The sequence below is a fragment of the Haloarcula sp. CGMCC 1.2071 genome, from assembly GCF_037078445.1.
Taxonomy (GTDB): Archaea; Halobacteriota; Halobacteria; order Halobacteriales; family Haloarculaceae; genus Haloarcula; species Haloarcula amylolytica.
On record NZ_JAYMGY010000001.1, the window covers coordinates 103,197 to 118,731 of the forward strand.

A 15,535-nucleotide genomic window follows, 5' to 3' on the forward strand; every position below is an offset into this window, starting at 1 on the left:
CGGTTACGACTCCGCGGAGTCGTAGTCGGAGAGCGACGTTTGCGTCGTTGCGACTGAGCCCGTGATGATGTAGGGAACGATAATCCGGAAGAACTGGGCGGCAAGGACCAGCAGGATCGGGCCCAGGAAGATGCCGTAGAAGCCGAACACGATCGGTCCGAGGATGTACGCGAACATCAACAGGCCGATGTGGGTCAGGTCGCCGCTGACGTACGGCCGAATCAGGAAATCCGGGATCGTGTCGACGACGACCAGCGTGACTGTGAGAAAGAGGACAACCCATGCCAGGGCCGCTGGCTGTCCCGTGACGACCGCGGAGACCGCAAGCAGTGCAGTGACGGGCAGGTAAACGATTTTCATTCCGACAACGGGAACGAGGCTCCCGATGCCGGTGAGTGCGCCGACGAGTGGTGCAAACGGAACCTGCACTGAGCCGGGAGCGACCAGATTGTACAGCGAGAACACGAAAATCCCGATGACACCAGTCACCAGTGCGTTCAGGATGTTCCCGAAGAGAATCGAGGACAGTTCTTCATCGACTGCTGCCGCGTACTCCCTGAGGACGCCCGATCCGTCGAAGGTATCGAGGAACCAGCCGACGAGGCGCGGTCCGTCGGTAAGCAGGTAGTACGTTCCGGCGAACATGATGAACACGCGCAGCAGTAGCGCCGTAAGCATACTTACGGAGTCGATGAGCGTATCGGATATTTGCCCCAGCCACGACTGGACTCTCGCGTTTCGCAACAGGTCGATCACCTCAGCCGGTCCCATTGCCAGCACATCGGTGAAGCCGAGGTCGGCGAGCGGCCCTGGCAGTGAACCACCCTGGAGATCCTGGAACTGCGCGAGGTACGCCGCGCCCAGGCCGCCCTCGCCGAAGAACGCCTGTAACTCGGGGACAATGAGGACGAGCGTGTAGCCGACCAGAACCACGAACGGCAGGAGAAAGAAGAAAATCGTGGCCGCCGCATGGACCTGCTTCTGGTAGGGGACAGCTCGATTCAGGAACGAATCGGGCATCGGGAGCCGCCCGAGCCGTCGATAAATCGGTCGGCTGGCGTAGTACAGGAAGACGGTAAACACGAGCGTCGGGAGGAACTGGGACAGGACGAACCCGACCACGAGGAGGAGTGCTACGCCTGCGAGGGCAAAGAGGGCGCGCCGTCCGAGGTCGGTACTATATTCCATATGTTTTCAATACAACATCTCGATGAAAAATAAAACCACCGGTCGGCTCGATGATTTCTAGCGTGGGCGGAACGAAATGGGCGGCGTCATGCTATCGGCTGTGGCTACAGCCCTTCGAACTGCGCAATCCGCTCCCGCCAGTCTTCGGGGATCGGACGCGAGGATTCCGTGTCGCGATCGTACGTGACGACAGTCGTTTCCCCGGTCGCAGCCACACCGTCTTCGGTCCGGACCTCGTACTCGAAGGGGAAGCTCTTCCCGCCCAGACGGGGCACCCGGACGGCAACGGCGACGGAGTCGCTGATCCGGACCGGTTGGATGTAATCGACTTCGAGGTTCGCGATGACCATGCCGGTGCCCGACTCGCTGCCCGAGAGCAGCGCTTCGCCGCAGTCGACCACGTCGTGCAGGTAGTCGATGCGAGCCTCCTCGAAGTAGGTCGCGTACGTCGCGTTGTTGACGTGGCCGTACGTGTCGATGTCCGTGTACCGGACCTCGACCTCCGTCGTGTACTCGAAGCTCATGCCAGCAGTTCCGCGTGTTTCTCTTTGAGCTTCTCGATTTTCGGCGGGATGGTCAACTGACAGTAACTCTGGTCCGGATTCTTCTCGAAGTAGTCTTGATGGTGCTCCTCGGCGGGATAGAACGTCTCCAGCGGCTCGACTTCGGTGACGATGTCGCTGTCGTAGCCCGGCTCTATCTCCTCGATGAGGGCTTCGACGGTTTCGCGCTGGGCCTCGTCGTGGTAGAACACGGCCGAGCGGTACTGCGTGCCGACGTCGTTGCCCTCCCGGTCTTTCGTCGTCGGGGTGTGCGTCGTGAAGTGGACTGCGAGCAGGTCCTCGTAGCTCACCTCGTCCGGATCGAAAGTGAGCTGTACACACTCGGCGTGGCCCGTCTCCCCGCGGCAGACCGCCTCGTAGCTGGGGTCGGCGACGTGGCCGCCGGCGTAGCCCGAAATCACATCGGTCACGCCGTCGACCTGCTTGAACACCGATTCCGTACACCAGAAGCAACCGCCCGCGAATGTCGCTTGTTCAGTCATCACCGGACGTACGTGCCCGGCGTACAAAACTCACTGGCTGTGTTCGTCGCAGATGGGTGCCGGCCTACCGGTCGACCTCGCCCATGATGGTGTCAAGACTACCTATCGTCGCTACGAGGTCGGGGATGTACTCGCCACGCGCCATCTCGGACAGCGCCTGGACGTGCGAGAAGGAGGGGCCGCGGATCTTGAACCGGGCCGGCGTCTCCGTCCCGTCCGAGCGGATGTAGATGCCGAGTTCGCCCTTCGCGGCCTCGACGGCGCGGTAGATTTCGGTGTCGGGGTCGGGCCGGAGCGTGCGGGGGACGTTGGCCTGTATCTCGCGGTCGTCCTCGGGCCAGTCCTCCAGCAGGTCGACACACTGGCCGATGATTTTCGCGGACTCCTCCACCTCGCGCAGGCGCACGAGCAGGCGCGAGAAGTTGTCGCCGCCCTGCTCGGTGACGACCGACCAGTCGAGTTCGTCGTAGTAGCCGTATGGGTCGTCCCGTCGGAGGTCGTAGTCGACGCCGGATGCTCGCGCGACCGGCCCGGTACAGCCGTAGGCCTTCGCGGTTTCGGGCGGGAGGTGGCCCGTGTCAATCGTCCGCAACTGGAGGATCTCGTTGCTGGTGAGCATGTCGTGGTACTCTGTGAGCTTGTGGGGCAGGTCGTCGAGGAACGCGCGTATCTTCTCGAAGAACGCCTCGCGGGGCTCGGGCAGGTCCCAGGCGACGCCGCCCAGCCGCAGGTAGTTGAACATCAGCCGCTGGCCGGTGAGGTCTTCGAGGATGTCCTGGACGAGTTCGCGGTCCCGGACCCCCCACTGGAAGGTGGCGGTGAACTCGCCGACTACGTCCAGCGCGTAGGTCGCGACCGCGAGCATGTGCGAGAGGATGCGCGAGAGCTCCCCGCCCATCGTCCGGATGATCTGGGCGTAGGCCGGCACCTCGATGTCGGCGAGGTCCTCGGCCGCGCGGGCGTAGGCCCACTCGTTCAACAGCCCGGCCCCGCCCCAGTCCCAGCGGTCCGGGTACGGCATGATCTGGTGGCGGTAGGTGCCCTGCTGACACATCTGTTCCTCACAGCGGTGGATGTAGCCGATGTCTGGGTCGACGGCCGCCACCTGCTCGCCGTCGAGTTGGGCGTTCAGGTGCAGGACGCCGTGAGTCGAAGGGTGGTGTGGCCCCATGTTGAGGTGCATCGTCTCCGGCCCCTCGCGGCGGTCTTCGAGCAGGCGCTCGTGCTCGCGAAAGGAGACGATCTGTGGCTGGTCCTGATTGTAGTCCCGGCTCAGCGGGTGGCCCTGCCAGGTCTCGGGCAGGAGAATGCGCCGGAGGTCAGGGTGGTCCGCGTACTCGATGCCGACCAGGTCGTAGGCCTCCCGCTCGTGCCACGCCGCCGTCGGGTACACGGGTGCGGCTGACTCGCTGCTCGGCGACTCCCTGGGCGTCGGAACGACGACCGAGAGTTCCTGTGTCGGGTCGGCGTAGCGCCGCAGGTGATAGATCGTTTCGAACCGGTCGGCGTACTCCTGTGCCGTGACGCAGGCGCAGTGGTCCAAGCCGATATTCTCTTTCAGCGTCGAGAGGACGGTCTGTACTTCGTCAGCGCGGATGACGACAGCCGGAGCGTTCTCGTGGCGTTCGGTGGAGAGGACGTGGTCGGCAATCGGCTCGATAAGCGGATGGACGTCGTCGGTGCGGTGGACTGTCTGGGCCATCTCAGTGTCCGTGCGTTCGGCGGCCGAGTGCCTCGGACTATCCCCTCACGCCCGAGGTTATTTTAAATACTGCTCGGAACAGCCAGGTATGAAATACGTCACGCTCTCGCTGTGGATGGCCCCCGAGGTCCGCCACCCGATGCATCAGTTCGTCGTCGAGCACGACGGCTACGAGGGGAGCTATCTCCTCCGGGGCAACGACATAGGTGCCGACCTCCAGACGCTGCTGTTTCATGTCGACGGCTTCCCGCCGGAGCCCTACCGGGCGGCGCTGGAACAGGCTGACACCGTCCGGGAGTACGCCATTTCGACGTGCCCCGACGAGACGTTCTACCTCTACGTACAGGACTCGCCGTCGACGACCGGCCACGACCTCGTCGACGCGCTCACACGGGCCGGCCTGGTCATCGTCTCGCCGGTGGCCTACCGCGCCGACGGAACGGTCGGGCTCACGCTGGTCGGCCCGGGCGGGACGGTCCAGCAGGCAGTCGAGACGGTGCCCGACGGCGTCTCCGTCGACGTTCGGGAGGTCGGGGAGTACGACAGCCGGCGGCTCGATACCGGGGCGGCGCTCACCGACCGGCAGTTCGAAGCTGTCGCCGCTGCCGTCGACTGCGGGTACTACGCTGACCCCCGCGAGGGCGGTGTCGACGACGTCGCCGCCGAACTGGGCTGTGCTCCCGGAACCGCTGCCGAACACCTTCGGAAGGCCGAGGCCCATGTGATGGCTGACGTACTCGAACAGCGGCCCACATCAGCGGAATAGCCCGCTCTGTACGGTAACCGCCGGAGCGGCCGACTACTGTTTGCCTTCCCGAAAAACTATAAACTCTGGAACAGTGTCTCCTAATGCTGGGTTGCGAACACACCACAGGGGCCAGCGGTGGCCCGACTCAGGACGACACTGATCATGGACACAGTAACTATCGACGACGTACCGGTCGAACGGAACCCGATGCAGGTACACGACATCCGCAAGCCCGTCTCCCGGAAACTCGGGACCGAGCATTTCGCGGCGAACTACTTCGAACTCGAACCCGGTGACTCCTTCTCGGGGAGCCTCCACCGCCATCACGACCAGGAAGAAGTGTTCTACATCGAGCAGGGACAGACCACCTTCGAGGTGGGCCTCGACCGCGAGGAGGTCGACGTCTCGGGCGGCGAACTCATTCGCTTCGAACCCGGCGAGTTCCAGCAGGGATACAACGCCGGCGACGAGCGCGTCGTCGGCTGGGCCTTCGGCGCGCCCGGTGCAACTCACGACTGGGACGACCTGGAATCGAGAGCGCACTGCCCGGAGTGTGACGCGGAGACGACCCAGAGCGTCGCCCTCGCCGAGGGCCGGTTCGAACTCACCTGTACCGACTGCGGGAACGTTCAGGGCTAGGACCCACTTCTGTCGCTCTCGTGATTGGAAACAGGTGTTTGTACAGCCAGAAAGCCCCGGCCGGCTGAACTCGGGGGGCTCGCTGCGCTCCTTGTCACTCCCTCCGGTCGCTCCTGTGGTGCTTACATCGCCCGCCTTCGTCCAGCCGGCCACCGGGAGACCTGCGGTCTCCCGAGCAGTCGGCGCACAGCGCCGACAACGCCCCTTTCAGTCCCGCCCAGCATTCTTTGTCCAACCGGCTACGGGTGGGACTGAAAGGGGCCGCTCGCTCGACGTTCGAGGCGATGCAAGCACTGACGAGCGACGTTGAGGAGCGAGGAAGCGCGCAGCGAGTCGCAGGAGTCGAGCGAGCGGGGGCTTTCTGGCTCTTTGCATAAACAACGACCCCGTCAGTCATTCCACCCGCTGCTATAGTAACAATTGAAACGATTTACACACTGATCACACTGCCATCGTGCGATCAGGTGTGCATTGATTTTCAATGGCTACTATAGCCCGCAATTCATATCGCATCGCGTCACGAAGCCCGGGTATGTCACTGGCCGACCTGGAGTGGCGCGTCATCGGCGAGGAAACACGACCCGGACCGATGACGATGGCGCTGGAAGCGGCCGCTGCCGAAACCGTCGCCGCTGGCGGTCCGGCAACGGTTCGAGTGTACACCTGGCCCGATACGCTGTCGCTGGGCTACGGACAGGACCCCGACACGATCGACTGGGAGTTCTGCGAGCGCGAGGACGTTGGGGTGACGCGACGGCCCACCGGCGGTGGGGCGATCTACCACGACAGCGTGGCGGACATCTCGTACGGCATCATCGCGCCGGCCGAGGCCGTGCCGGGCGATCTGATGGCGTGTTACGAGCAGTTCTGCGAGCCGGTGCTCGAAGCGTTCGAACGCATGGGCGTCGACGCGTCGTTTGCCGACGACGAGCGGTCGGCGGTCCACCAGCCGGCCTGTTACCTGCGGCAACTCCATCCGGCCCACGATATCGTCGGCCCCGATGGCCGCAAACTCAGCGGGAACGCCCAGTACCGCCAGAAGGACGCCGTCATCCAGCACGGTTCCCTGTCCGTCTCGCTGCGCCCCGACCGCCACTGCGGCTGTTTCACCGCCGACCCCGACTCGGAGCGGTTCACCGAACGCGTCGGAGCGATAGACGAGTACGCCGATATCGACCGCGCCGAGGCTGTCGAGACGCTCCGCTCGACGCTGGCCGAGTGGGTCGACGCGACCGAGGGCTCGTGGACGGACGACGAACTGGCATGCGCACGCGAGCACGCGGAAGAGAAGTTCGACGCAGACGAGTGGATTCGACGGTCGCCCTGACGCTGGCGGTGCGGTCCGGCGATGACGGCCGTGCCGGGCCACCACGAGCCGCGTCCTATCCTGAAAGATCGCCCTTCAGAGTGTTTCTTCGACAAACTGCGAGATAAGGCGGTCCTCGGCAGTCCGGAGCTGGTACTGCACGGTCGACCGGGGCTCGTCTAGTATCGATGCGAGGTCCTTGACCGAGACTTCCCGCGGCCGCTCGTAGTAGCCGTGGGTCACGGCGGCCTTCAGCACCCGCCACTGTTGGGGCGAGAAGTTCGTCGCGACCCGTTCGGTGGCCTTCCAGTTTCCGGCACTGGTGATGTGAGACACCGAGAGCGTGACGCCGTCGCGGAGGCTCGATTCGATTCTGTCGTACACCTCGCCGATGGGGTTCGACCCCGGATAGAGGACGCGCCAGCGGTACTCGTCGCCAGTCCGCCGGGATTCGAAGATAGTCCCCTCACTGACGTGCCGGTGCAGGAAACTCGGCAGCGACTGACAGCCGCTGATTTCGCGACGTAACGTGTACACTGTCCGTGACGTTTCCCCGCGGTCCAGCATGTGGTACGTCCGCGTCGTCTCACAGCTCACGACGTCGAAACACTCGTTACAGCGGTCTTCGTCCAGGAAGACCTCGTCGAACGCGTTCAGGGCCTCGGGCGTCCCTTTCGCGTGGTCCAGCCGCCACATGTGGTCGTCACCGACGAAGATGGCTGAGGACCACACAGAGAGGCTTTCGTACTGCCGGAACACGTCCATCAGGCTATCGGCTCCCGCGTCGAACTGCAAGACGAACTCGAACTCGCGTGTTTCATCAACTGCGGCCTGTGATTCGGTCATTTGGCTATTACTAACTTATCGAGGCCGGTATAAGTCGGTTACCAGTCGACTGAAGACGCTCAAAACTAGATGGTTGGCTATTGCTAAGAATACGTGGTCGATTCATCGTGACCCTCACACCTGCAATGACGGGCTACGAGGGTGGACTGTCCAGCGTTACTGACAACAGAACTACGTTACCGTTTTGTGGCAACCCGGCCAAGCAGTGGCATGGTCTCGTCCCCCGCTGATGACGGCTCTGCCGACACCTCCGCCGACCCTCGGGCAGCCGACGGCAGCGCCGCAACGCTTTCCGAGGAAGAACTGTACGCGATTGTCCGGGTGGCTACCGAGGACGCAGTGCTCGGCGCGCTCGGCACGCTCATGTTGGTCGGTATCGGCATCGTACTGGCCTCCTGGGGCGCAGCGTTACTACTGTCAGCAACGCCGCTCCCGGCAGCTATCGGTGTAGTACTCGTCCTGTTCGGTGCATACCTCGCGCTATCGAGCCTCCGCATGATCCCACCCGTCCGCGAGTGGGTCTGAGGCGGTCGGGTATCTCTGTTCCCCGGTCTGTCGTCCCGCTCCGGCGAAATCCGGACACGAGCTATAACCGATCGTACCACTCCGGAACCTCTTTTGTCGGGCATCACCGACCGGTGTGCATGGTACGAGTCGGGGCACACACCTCTATCGCCGGCGGCGTCTACAACGCCGTCGAGGAACAGGTCGAGTACAGCGGCAACTGCGGGCAGATATTCTCCCATTCGCCGCAGGTCTGGCAGGACCCGAACATCGACGACGACGAGGCCGAGCAGTTCCGCGACCTCGCAGCCGACCACGGCGTCGGCCCGTGGGTCATCCACTCGTCGTATCTGGTGAACCTCTGTACGCCCAAGGACGACCTCCGCGAGAAGTCGCTGGACTCCATGCAGAAGGAGGTCGACGCCGCCGCGAAGCTGGGCATCGAGTACGTCAACGTCCACCTCGGCGCTCACACCGGCGCGGGCGTCGACGGCGGCTTGGACAACGCCGCGAGCGTACTGGACGACCTCGACATCCCCGAGGGGGTCACCGTGCTGGTCGAGTCCGACGCGGGCAGCGGGACGAAACTCGGCGGCCAGTTCGAGCACCTGGCGACGGTCCGGGAACGAACCGACCAGGACATCGAGTTCTGTCTCGACACGGCCCATATGTTCGCTGCGGGCTACGACCTCTCGACGCCCGAGGCCGTCGAGGAGACGCTGGCGGAGTTCGACGAGGTCGTCGGCTTCGATGATCTCGCCTGCGTCCACCTCAACGACTCCAAACACGAGTGCGGGACGAACAAGGACGAACACGCCCACATCGGCGAGGGCCACATCGGCGAGGACGGGATGCGCGCGTTCGTCAACCACGGCGCCATCCGCGACGTGCCGCTGGTGCTCGAGACGCCGACCGAGGACGGCAAGAGCTTCGCCTGGAACATCGAGCGCGTCACGGAACTCCGCGGCGAATAGACGCCGCTATCGAGCGCACGTATCCGATCTCCTCGATTCTGTGAGGGAGCGCGAGCGCGTTCGACCGCGGTACTTTTTAGGTCGACTCGACTCTGCGGAACTGTGCGCAGGTTCTCCGCCGACTACCTCGAAACCACCCGCCGGGGGATGTGGGCCGACTCCCGCGAGGCGCTCTCGGGCTTGCAGTTGGGCGAGTGCGAGCGCGTCCTCGACGTGGGGTGTGGGACCGGCGAGCTGACCCGCGTCCTCCGCGAGGAGACCGACGGAACGGTCGTCGGCCTCGACGCCGATACGGACCTGCTGGCCGCCGCCGGCGACCCGACCGTCTGCGGGGACGCGACGCGACTCCCTTTTGCCGACGACAGCTTCGACCTGGTGGTGTGTCAGGCGTTGCTCATCAACCTCCCAGACCCCGAGGTCGCGGTTCGGGAGTTCGCCCGCGTCGCCACCGACCGCGTGGCCGCCATCGAGCCGAACAACGCCGCCGTCACCGTCGAGTCGACCGTCGACGCGGAACCGATACTGGCCCGCCGCGCTCGTCGGCTCTTTCTCGATGGCGTGCGAACGGACGTCACCCTCGGTAGCGACGCCGCCGACGTGTTCCGCGACGCGGGGCTGTCCGTCGTCTCGACGACACAGTACGACCAAGAGCAGCGCATCGAGCCGCCCTACGACGACGCGGCGATGCAGGCGGCCCGGCGGAAGGCGACCGGGACCGGACTGGCCCACGACCGCGAGACGATTCTCAACGGCGAGGCGACGCCCGCCGAGTACGACGCGCTCCGGGAGCGCTGGCGGTCGATGGGCCGTGACGTAATCGAGCAGATGCAAGCGGAGGCCTACGAACGCCGCGAGACGGTCCCGTTCTTCGTCACTGTCGGCGAGGTTCCGTGACCTGCTCGTTCTCGGCTTCAGGGAGGAAATAGCCCGCCAGTCTGTAGACTGCGCCGTCCAGCAGGCTGGCGACCAGTCCGACGACGCCGCCGACGACAGCGGCGACACCGGCCCCGATGAGCAAGACAAGCAGCACCGCCTGCAGTCGGTCCCCGCCGCTCTGTATTGTCGGCACGAGCGCCACCGCGAACAGTCCCAGCAGGAACGCGACGCCGGTGGCACAGCCGGCCGCAACTCCGTGGAGGACGAGCGTGCTGACTCCGGCCGAGTCGAGCGCCACCCGGCCGTGAACCCATCGAACCGCCAGGACGAACAGCGCCCAGAGGTAGCAGAAGACGGCCACGCCGACGAGGGTGTTCAGCCCGGCGAGCAGGTCGGCGAGACCGGCGCTCGCGTGAGCGGCGAGGACGCCGAGCAGGACGAACAGGGCGGTGTCGAACGTGGCGAGCGTCCACGTCACGAGCGAGACCGGTCGCGCGTTGGCCCGTTCCGCGGTGTGTGCTGGCTCGGTCTCGGCCCCGGTCGTTATCTCGCTTTCAGCTCTCCGCTCACGGCGGTCCTCAGCCATGTGCGAGGACCTCCGCGAGGACGACGATACCGAGGAGGACCGCTGCCGTCACGCCGTACGCCCGCGAAAGCGTTCGCAGAAGGGTTGGGGACAGGTCACCGGATGTTGCCTCGCGGTCGCTGGCTTGAACGAGGAGGAGCGTCCGGACGACCGATCCCACGACGAGGGCGACGACGACGACGAGTTTCACCAGCAGGGTCCGTCCCCAGTCGGTTCCGGGACCCGGCGGTCCGAGCGTGCCGAGGTTGCCGACGCCGGTGAACACGAGCACGCCGACGCCGGCCCAGAACAGCCACTCGAACTGTCGCGCGGGCGCGAGCGAGGCGATAGCGCCGCTCCGATAGCTGTACCAGAGGAGGGTCGTACCGCCGACGAGGGCCGCCATCGCGAGGACGTGGAGGGTTCGAATCGGGAGGGCTGCCATAGCTGTCGCTTCACCGGCAGGTCGAAAAGAATCAGGGGGTCACTCCGACCGGTCGACTGTCACTACGTCCTCGCCCGTCGCCACGTTGTACCGTGTCGACGGGTCGACGGTCAGGCTGACGACGCCGCTGTCGAGCGCGTCCGGATGCTCGAATCTGGCGACCGTCGACCGGGCGGTGAAATCGCTGGTGTAGACACAGGGCTGTGTGTAACAGCCGAACGCGTGGATGCCGTCCGCCGTCTCCTCGATGCGTTTCAGGTGGGGGAGAATCGACCCGGAGCCCCAGCCGGTCTGAACGACGAGGACGGCGTGGCTCCCGAAGTCGGTGTCGGCGGCGAGGCTGTACGCGTCACCGCTGTTGTCTTCGAGTCGCTCGATGTCGTCGGCGTCTGTCAGCAGTGTCGCGTAGAGCTGGTCACCGTTGTCGTTTGAACCCGTCCGTAGCCCTTCGTCGGCAAACAGCGTCCCTCGCGTCGACGCCTGCTCGAACGACAGCGACGGCTCGGCCGGCATGTTCGCACAGAGATACAGCGGGTCGCGGTCGCCCTCGCCGGAGTTGTCGAAGTCGCACTCGATGTCCTCGATTTCGTATGGCGGTGTATCGACCCGGTCCAGGTCGCCGGGCAGCCCGTCCGGCGTGTCCGTCGGCGTTTCGTCGTCGGTGGCCGTCTCCGTGCCGCCGTCCTCCGTCTCGGTGTCGGTGGCTCCGTCGTCCGTCTCGGTGCCGGGAGCAGTTCCCGGCGACGGATGCGTGCGTGTTTCCGTGCCGCCGTCCCCACTGCCGTTCCCGCCCGGCGCGAGACAGCCGCTCAGGGCACCCATTGCCATGCCACCGACCAGTCCCAGGGTCGCTCGTCGCGTCCGTTGCATACGATTCCCTTCCCGTGGTGTGGGTGTATCCCTTCCGTTCGCTCAAAATCGCGTTGTAGTTGTCATGGACTGTGTTCGCGCCCGGCGGCCCCATGCGGGGCGATGTTGACCGCCGATAGACCCTTGCGGGGCGAGCAGCTACGGACGACACGTACCGATTCGCGTCTCTACATGATACCACCGCTCGTCCGCCGCTGTCCGGAGTGCCGACACGTTACCTGGAGCCGTCGGTTCGCTGCCGTCGACGACGGCGAGCGCGGCTCGGGGCTCGTCGAGTGTCCCGCCTGCGGACACCGATTCTCGACGGTCGACGCGCCATGGCTGCAGTAATCGGCCTACCAAAGCCGGCGGCGACCGCCTACACCACGTCGCCCCGAACCGTCGCTCCCTCCTGCTGTGCCCGGTACTCTTTGACCGCGTCGGCGGCATCGCCGGCCTCCGTCTCGTCCATCCCGAGCATCGACAGCGACTGGGTCAGCGTCGGGAAGACGAACTCGTTGTCACGGAGCTTCTGGAACGCGTCGGGCGACCGTTCGCCGTCGAGCCACAGGCAGGCCCCGCGCGGGTCCAGAATCTGTTCGTAGTCGTTTCGCATCTTCGCCCCCTTGAGCCGCTGGGTGACGTTGTCCTCGAAGGAGGCGTTACACACCTCCAGGTGGACCGGCTCGTCGTCGTTCAGGAGGTGGGCGGCGAGGCACTTTTCGGGCGCAGCGTGGCCGTTGGCGTTCGCGCGGATGTACTCGGGATGCTCGTCGGCCCACGCGGCGCGGACGGTCTTGCCGACGCCGTCGACGCCGTGACTGCGCTGGAACTCCTCGGCGCGCTCTGGCGCGTCCTTGAACAGGATGTCCTTGGTGACGTACACGTCCAGTCGCTCGACCGGGTCCAGCCCGAGCGCCACGTCGCCGTACACCCACACCTCCCGGACCGGGACCGGCATCGTCTCGTCCTCGACTGTGGCGACGATTTCCTCGACCCGCTCGACTGCCTCCGGACGGTCCAGACTCATTGTCTCCGCTACCAGTTGCGTGGCCTAAACGCTGACTCTCCGTGCCCGTCATGTCGCGTGTCGCCCGTACCATGTCGGGGTGGTCGATCTATGCCACGCCGTAGTGGTCAGCTCCGGACGTGGTCGGCCGCGATTTCGCTCCCTTTGACACAGGCGACGGTGCCAAGGCCTGGCCATGTGGTGTCACCGGCGAGGTAGAACCCCTCGACGCCCACGTCCTGTGGGACGGCCCCCTGGTTCGCGTTCGCCGGCGTCTGCCTGTATCCCCCGACAGCCCCGCGGGGTCTGTTCGTGAACTGTTCGTAGGTGACCGGCGTCGCCACCTCGGAGACGACCGGATCGGTCCCGAGGTCGGGATAGACGGTCCGGCCGCCTGCAAGTAGTTGCTCGCGAGCGGCCGCCTTCTGTTCCCCGTAGGCCGCCTCGTCAAGGCCTTGCCACGGCTCGACTGCACAGTGGGTGGACAGCATGACTGCCCGGTGTCCTGCCGGTGCGCTCACGTCGTCACCCGGCGCGGAGACGGAGACGAACATGTTGTTCCCGTTGCCCAGCGGTTCGTCGTAGGCCTGCAGAATTTGGTGGTGCGTCCGCTCGCGGCTGTCGACCTCGGCTGCCGGGACGCCGAGAAACAGCACGACTGCGCTCCCTTCGTGGGCTTGCAGCATCGAACAGTAGTCGTCGAGTCTGTCACCGACGACCGTCGGCGCGAGGCTTCTGGTAACGGGGACTGGGACAGTGCTGACGACCTGGTCTGCGTCGACCGGACCAGCCGCCGAGTCCACGCGAAAGCCGCCGTTGGAGTCGGTCACCGCAGTCACGGTTCGCCCGGTCTCGACTCGCCCGCCGATGTCCGTGTACTGGTCGACGAAGGACTCCCAGAAGCCGTACATCCCACCGGTCGCCCGGCCCAGCCCCGTCCGACGGATCGTCATCCCGAGGACGGCGTTCAACAGCGGCGCGTCGTCGAGCGTGGCATGGACCGTATCCTCGACGAGCATCGAGACGACTGCTCGGAGCGGTCGGTCGTCGTACACGCCGTGGTCGCGCATCGCGTCGGCCATCGTCCAGCGGAGATATCTGGCCAGCGGAAGGTCCCGAAGGCCGACCGCGCGGGCGTTCCGAACGAGGTCGCCGGCGCTCCGTATCGGCATCTTGACGTCTGTTCTGGTGAGCCGCCAGAGCCGCGCCGAGAGGTCGTCGATGAAGTCGTAGAACGCGAGATGTCGCTTGTCGTCGCCGAGTTTCGTACGCCGCTCGGCGTCCCAGTCGGCTTGGTCGCGGTACAGCGTCACTGTCCGGTCCGGCAGCCAGACATCGTAGGCGTCCTGTATCGCTATCGCTGGGGGATCGAAGCCGACGGCCGACAGTAGCTTGCCGCCGACACCCTCTGGCACGAAATCGACGAGTGTTGTCGCGCCGACGTCGAACCGGAACCCCGCCCGCTCGTAGTAGCCCGCACAGCCGCCGACGCTGTGGTGCTGTTCGAGAACGACCGTCGAGTAGCCGTCCGCCTGCAGTCGCGCGGCCGTGCTCATACCGGCGACACCGCCGCCGATGACGGCCACGTCCGCGGACTCAGTTCCCATGACTCCCCACCTGTGAGAGTATCCCGCACCCACTCGTCGCGGTGAGGACTGTGACTCGTCCGAGTTCGTTTTGCCGGCACAGACTCATTGGTCCAGCTACATGTGTGACGGTCTAAATAGTATCTACCGGGAGCCGAACACTCATCTGTCAGTGCGGTGTCTCCGCCGTTATGTCCTCCCTCCAGACGCAGTTCCGGGACCTGACTGAGTGGGCTGACGATTCCTCCCCCCTGTACGCCCACCTTTGCCACCACGCCGCGACGGACCGGCAAATACTGGACCTCGCGGCGACCGCACCGGCGGGCCGCCAGGCCCCGCACCTCCTGCTGGCCGCGGTCCAGTACCTGCTTCGGCGTCACCCGGACCACCGGCTGGCCGAGTACTATTCGAATGTCTCCCCGTCGGCGCGCGATCCCGACGAGGAGTGTTTCCCGGCCTTCCGCGCGTTCTGTCTCGACCATGCCGACGACATCCGGGCGCTCCTGCGGAGTCGGCGCACGCAGACGAACGCGGTGCGGCGCAGCGCGGTCCTCTATCCGGCCGTCGCACAGGTGGCCCGCGCCGCCGACGGGCCGCTCGCGCTGGTGGAACTCGGGCCGAGCGCCGGCCTGAACCTCCTGTTCGACCGCTACCGCTACGATTACGACGGTCGCGTAGTGGGTAACGGCGACTCACTAGTCACCATCGAGAGCAGCGTCCGGCGCGGCGATCCGCCGCTTCCAGAGACCCCTCCAGCTATCCGCTCCCGGGTTGGCATCGACCGCAATCCGCTCGACGTGACCGACGAGGCCGACAGGGACTGGCTCCGCGCGCTCGTCTGGCCCGAACACGAGGCGCGGCGCGCCGTTTTAGACGGTTCGCTGTCGGTTGCGCGGGACGACCCACCCGAGCTTATCGAGGGCGATATGCTCGATGACCTGCCAGCGGTACTCGACGAGATTCCGTCCGACGTACCGGTCTGTGTCGTGAACACGCTCGTGCTGTATCAGGTCTCGGCGGAACTGAGCGAGGCGCTGACGGCGTTTCTCGAAGAGTTGATGGCCGAGCGCCCGCTGCACTGGCTCACCGGTCAGCGGGACCTGTCGGGCGGCGAGTCGGTGGGGCTGGACTGGAGGCGCTGGACTGATGGCGACATCGAAACGACACGTCTCGCCGACTACGAGCCACACGGGGCGTGGCTATCGTGGCGGCCCTGAGCGCACCAACTGGCTACCCACGCCGGCAACACGACG

General features: G+C 65.5%; 18 protein-coding genes. 8 read left to right on the plus strand and 10 right to left on the minus strand.

Annotated features, from left to right (window positions below; genetic code table 11):
- Window positions 1-3: 3 nt before the first annotated feature.
- The 4 genes from VI234_RS00555 to VI234_RS00570 form a co-directional block, all read right to left on the minus strand.
- Window positions 4-1,188, minus strand: a complete 1,185-nt coding sequence (locus VI234_RS00555; RefSeq protein WP_008308079.1) for an AI-2E family transporter — start codon at window positions 1,186-1,188, stop codon at window positions 4-6.
- 104 nt (window positions 1,189-1,292) lie between these two features.
- A complete protein-coding gene (locus VI234_RS00560; protein WP_008308081.1) occupies window positions 1,293-1,712 on the minus strand; it encodes an acyl-CoA thioesterase in 420 nt (139 codons plus the stop codon).
- Window positions 1,709-2,233: a peptide-methionine (S)-S-oxide reductase MsrA gene (gene msrA / locus VI234_RS00565; RefSeq protein WP_336328961.1), complete on the minus strand. Its 525-nt coding sequence runs from the start codon at window positions 2,231-2,233 to the stop codon at window positions 1,709-1,711. The genes VI234_RS00560 and msrA overlap by 4 nt, the downstream gene beginning before the upstream one ends.
- Window positions 2,234-2,297: 64 nt before the next feature.
- A complete protein-coding gene (locus tag VI234_RS00570; RefSeq protein ID WP_336328962.1) occupies window positions 2,298-3,935 on the minus strand; it encodes an NADH-quinone oxidoreductase subunit D in 1,638 nt (545 codons plus the stop codon).
- An 88-nt stretch (window positions 3,936-4,023) separates the two neighbouring features.
- On the opposite strand from VI234_RS00570, the gene VI234_RS00575 reads away from it, so the two are divergent.
- From VI234_RS00575 to VI234_RS00585, 3 genes are all read left to right on the plus strand, one after another.
- Entirely contained in the window at window positions 4,024-4,701 is a 678-nt protein-coding gene (locus VI234_RS00575; protein ID WP_336328963.1) for a helix-turn-helix domain-containing protein, read from the plus strand.
- A gap of 144 nt (window positions 4,702-4,845) precedes the next feature.
- Entirely contained in the window at window positions 4,846-5,322 is a 477-nt protein-coding gene (locus VI234_RS00580) for a cupin domain-containing protein (RefSeq protein WP_336328964.1), read from the plus strand.
- A gap of 532 nt (window positions 5,323-5,854) precedes the next feature.
- On the plus strand, window positions 5,855-6,649 hold the full coding sequence (locus tag VI234_RS00585) for a lipoate--protein ligase family protein (RefSeq protein WP_008308087.1): 795 nt from the start codon (window positions 5,855-5,857) through the stop codon (window positions 6,647-6,649).
- A gap of 75 nt (window positions 6,650-6,724) precedes the next feature.
- Here the strand turns inward: VI234_RS00585 and VI234_RS00590 are convergent, their stop codons facing one another.
- Window positions 6,725-7,474, minus strand: coding sequence for a helix-turn-helix domain-containing protein (locus VI234_RS00590; protein WP_008308088.1), 750 nt, complete (start codon window positions 7,472-7,474; stop codon window positions 6,725-6,727).
- A gap of 210 nt (window positions 7,475-7,684) precedes the next feature.
- Between VI234_RS00590 and VI234_RS00595 the strand changes: the two genes are divergently transcribed.
- The 3 genes from VI234_RS00595 (at window position 7,685) to VI234_RS00605 (ending at window position 9,846) form a co-directional block, all read left to right on the plus strand.
- Entirely contained in the window at window positions 7,685-7,999 is a 315-nt protein-coding gene (locus VI234_RS00595) for a hypothetical protein (protein WP_336328965.1), read from the plus strand.
- 119 nt (window positions 8,000-8,118) lie between these two features.
- Window positions 8,119-8,952 (plus strand): deoxyribonuclease IV, encoded by an 834-nt coding sequence (locus tag VI234_RS00600; RefSeq protein WP_336328966.1) that lies wholly within the window; start codon window positions 8,119-8,121, stop codon window positions 8,950-8,952.
- A 147-nt stretch (window positions 8,953-9,099) separates the two neighbouring features.
- Complete coding sequence (locus VI234_RS00605; protein ID WP_336329290.1) at window positions 9,100-9,846, plus strand: class I SAM-dependent methyltransferase; 747 nt, start codon at window positions 9,100-9,102, stop codon at window positions 9,844-9,846.
- Here the strand turns inward: VI234_RS00605 and VI234_RS00610 are convergent.
- Genes VI234_RS00610 through VI234_RS00620 form a run of 3 tightly spaced genes read right to left on the minus strand, consistent with a single transcriptional unit; the run spans window position 9,824 to window position 11,708 of the window.
- A complete protein-coding gene (locus tag VI234_RS00610; protein WP_336328967.1) occupies window positions 9,824-10,414 on the minus strand; it encodes a hypothetical protein in 591 nt (196 codons plus the stop codon). The two genes, VI234_RS00605 and VI234_RS00610, sit on opposite strands and share 23 nt — an antisense overlap.
- A complete protein-coding gene (locus VI234_RS00615) occupies window positions 10,407-10,838 on the minus strand; it encodes a CopD family protein (protein WP_336328968.1) in 432 nt (143 codons plus the stop codon). The genes VI234_RS00610 and VI234_RS00615 overlap by 8 nt, the downstream gene beginning before the upstream one ends.
- Before the next feature lie 39 nt (window positions 10,839-10,877).
- Entirely contained in the window at window positions 10,878-11,708 is an 831-nt protein-coding gene (locus VI234_RS00620) for a hypothetical protein (RefSeq protein WP_336328969.1), read from the minus strand.
- A gap of 171 nt (window positions 11,709-11,879) precedes the next feature.
- Here VI234_RS00620 and VI234_RS00625 point away from each other — a divergent pair, with 171 nt between their 5' ends.
- Window positions 11,880-12,038 carry a hypothetical protein gene (locus tag VI234_RS00625; RefSeq protein ID WP_008308102.1) on the plus strand — a complete coding sequence of 53 codons (159 nt, stop codon included), beginning with the start codon at window positions 11,880-11,882 and terminating at the stop codon, window positions 12,036-12,038.
- Window positions 12,039-12,066: 28 nt separating this feature from the next.
- Here VI234_RS00625 and VI234_RS00630 read toward each other — a convergent pair whose 3' ends face one another.
- Window positions 12,067-12,717 carry a DUF7095 family protein gene (locus tag VI234_RS00630; protein WP_004591112.1) on the minus strand — a complete coding sequence of 217 codons (651 nt, stop codon included), beginning with the start codon at window positions 12,715-12,717 and terminating at the stop codon, window positions 12,067-12,069.
- A 107-nt stretch (window positions 12,718-12,824) separates the two neighbouring features.
- On the minus strand, window positions 12,825-14,303 hold the full coding sequence (locus VI234_RS00635; RefSeq protein ID WP_336328970.1) for a phytoene desaturase family protein: 1,479 nt from the start codon (window positions 14,301-14,303) through the stop codon (window positions 12,825-12,827).
- Window positions 14,304-14,473: 170 nt separating this feature from the next.
- Here VI234_RS00635 and VI234_RS00640 point away from each other — a divergent pair, with 170 nt between their 5' ends.
- A complete protein-coding gene (locus VI234_RS00640) occupies window positions 14,474-15,499 on the plus strand; it encodes a DUF2332 domain-containing protein (RefSeq protein ID WP_336328971.1) in 1,026 nt (341 codons plus the stop codon).
- The last annotated feature ends 36 nt before the right edge of the window (window positions 15,500-15,535 follow it).

What these genes read in the sequence shown, in the direction of transcription:
- VI234_RS00555 (WP_008308079.1), bottom strand. Translation starts at nt 1,188, where the DNA reads ATGGAATATAGTACCGACCTCGGACGGCGCGCCCTCTTTGCCCTCGCA.
- VI234_RS00560 (WP_008308081.1), bottom strand. Translation starts at nt 1,712, where the DNA reads ATGAGCTTCGAGTACACGACGGAGGTCGAGGTCCGGTACACGGACATC.
- msrA (WP_336328961.1), bottom strand. Translation starts at nt 2,233, where the DNA reads ATGACTGAACAAGCGACATTCGCGGGCGGTTGCTTCTGGTGTACGGAA.
- VI234_RS00570 (WP_336328962.1), bottom strand. Translation starts at nt 3,935, where the DNA reads ATGGCCCAGACAGTCCACCGCACCGACGACGTCCATCCGCTTATCGAG.
- VI234_RS00575 (WP_336328963.1), top strand. Translation starts at nt 4,024, where the DNA reads ATGAAATACGTCACGCTCTCGCTGTGGATGGCCCCCGAGGTCCGCCAC.
- VI234_RS00580 (WP_336328964.1), top strand. Translation starts at nt 4,846, where the DNA reads ATGGACACAGTAACTATCGACGACGTACCGGTCGAACGGAACCCGATG.
- VI234_RS00585 (WP_008308087.1), top strand. Translation starts at nt 5,855, where the DNA reads ATGTCACTGGCCGACCTGGAGTGGCGCGTCATCGGCGAGGAAACACGA.
- VI234_RS00590 (WP_008308088.1), bottom strand. Translation starts at nt 7,474, where the DNA reads ATGACCGAATCACAGGCCGCAGTTGATGAAACACGCGAGTTCGAGTTC.
- VI234_RS00595 (WP_336328965.1), top strand. Translation starts at nt 7,685, where the DNA reads ATGGTCTCGTCCCCCGCTGATGACGGCTCTGCCGACACCTCCGCCGAC.
- VI234_RS00600 (WP_336328966.1), top strand. Translation starts at nt 8,119, where the DNA reads ATGGTACGAGTCGGGGCACACACCTCTATCGCCGGCGGCGTCTACAAC.
- VI234_RS00605 (WP_336329290.1), top strand. Translation starts at nt 9,100, where the DNA reads ATGTGGGCCGACTCCCGCGAGGCGCTCTCGGGCTTGCAGTTGGGCGAG.
- VI234_RS00610 (WP_336328967.1), bottom strand. Translation starts at nt 10,414, where the DNA reads ATGGCTGAGGACCGCCGTGAGCGGAGAGCTGAAAGCGAGATAACGACC.
- VI234_RS00615 (WP_336328968.1), bottom strand. Translation starts at nt 10,838, where the DNA reads ATGGCAGCCCTCCCGATTCGAACCCTCCACGTCCTCGCGATGGCGGCC.
- VI234_RS00620 (WP_336328969.1), bottom strand. Translation starts at nt 11,708, where the DNA reads ATGCAACGGACGCGACGAGCGACCCTGGGACTGGTCGGTGGCATGGCA.
- VI234_RS00625 (WP_008308102.1), top strand. Translation starts at nt 11,880, where the DNA reads ATGATACCACCGCTCGTCCGCCGCTGTCCGGAGTGCCGACACGTTACC.
- VI234_RS00630 (WP_004591112.1), bottom strand. Translation starts at nt 12,717, where the DNA reads ATGAGTCTGGACCGTCCGGAGGCAGTCGAGCGGGTCGAGGAAATCGTC.
- VI234_RS00635 (WP_336328970.1), bottom strand. Translation starts at nt 14,303, where the DNA reads ATGGGAACTGAGTCCGCGGACGTGGCCGTCATCGGCGGCGGTGTCGCC.
- VI234_RS00640 (WP_336328971.1), top strand. Translation starts at nt 14,474, where the DNA reads ATGTCCTCCCTCCAGACGCAGTTCCGGGACCTGACTGAGTGGGCTGAC.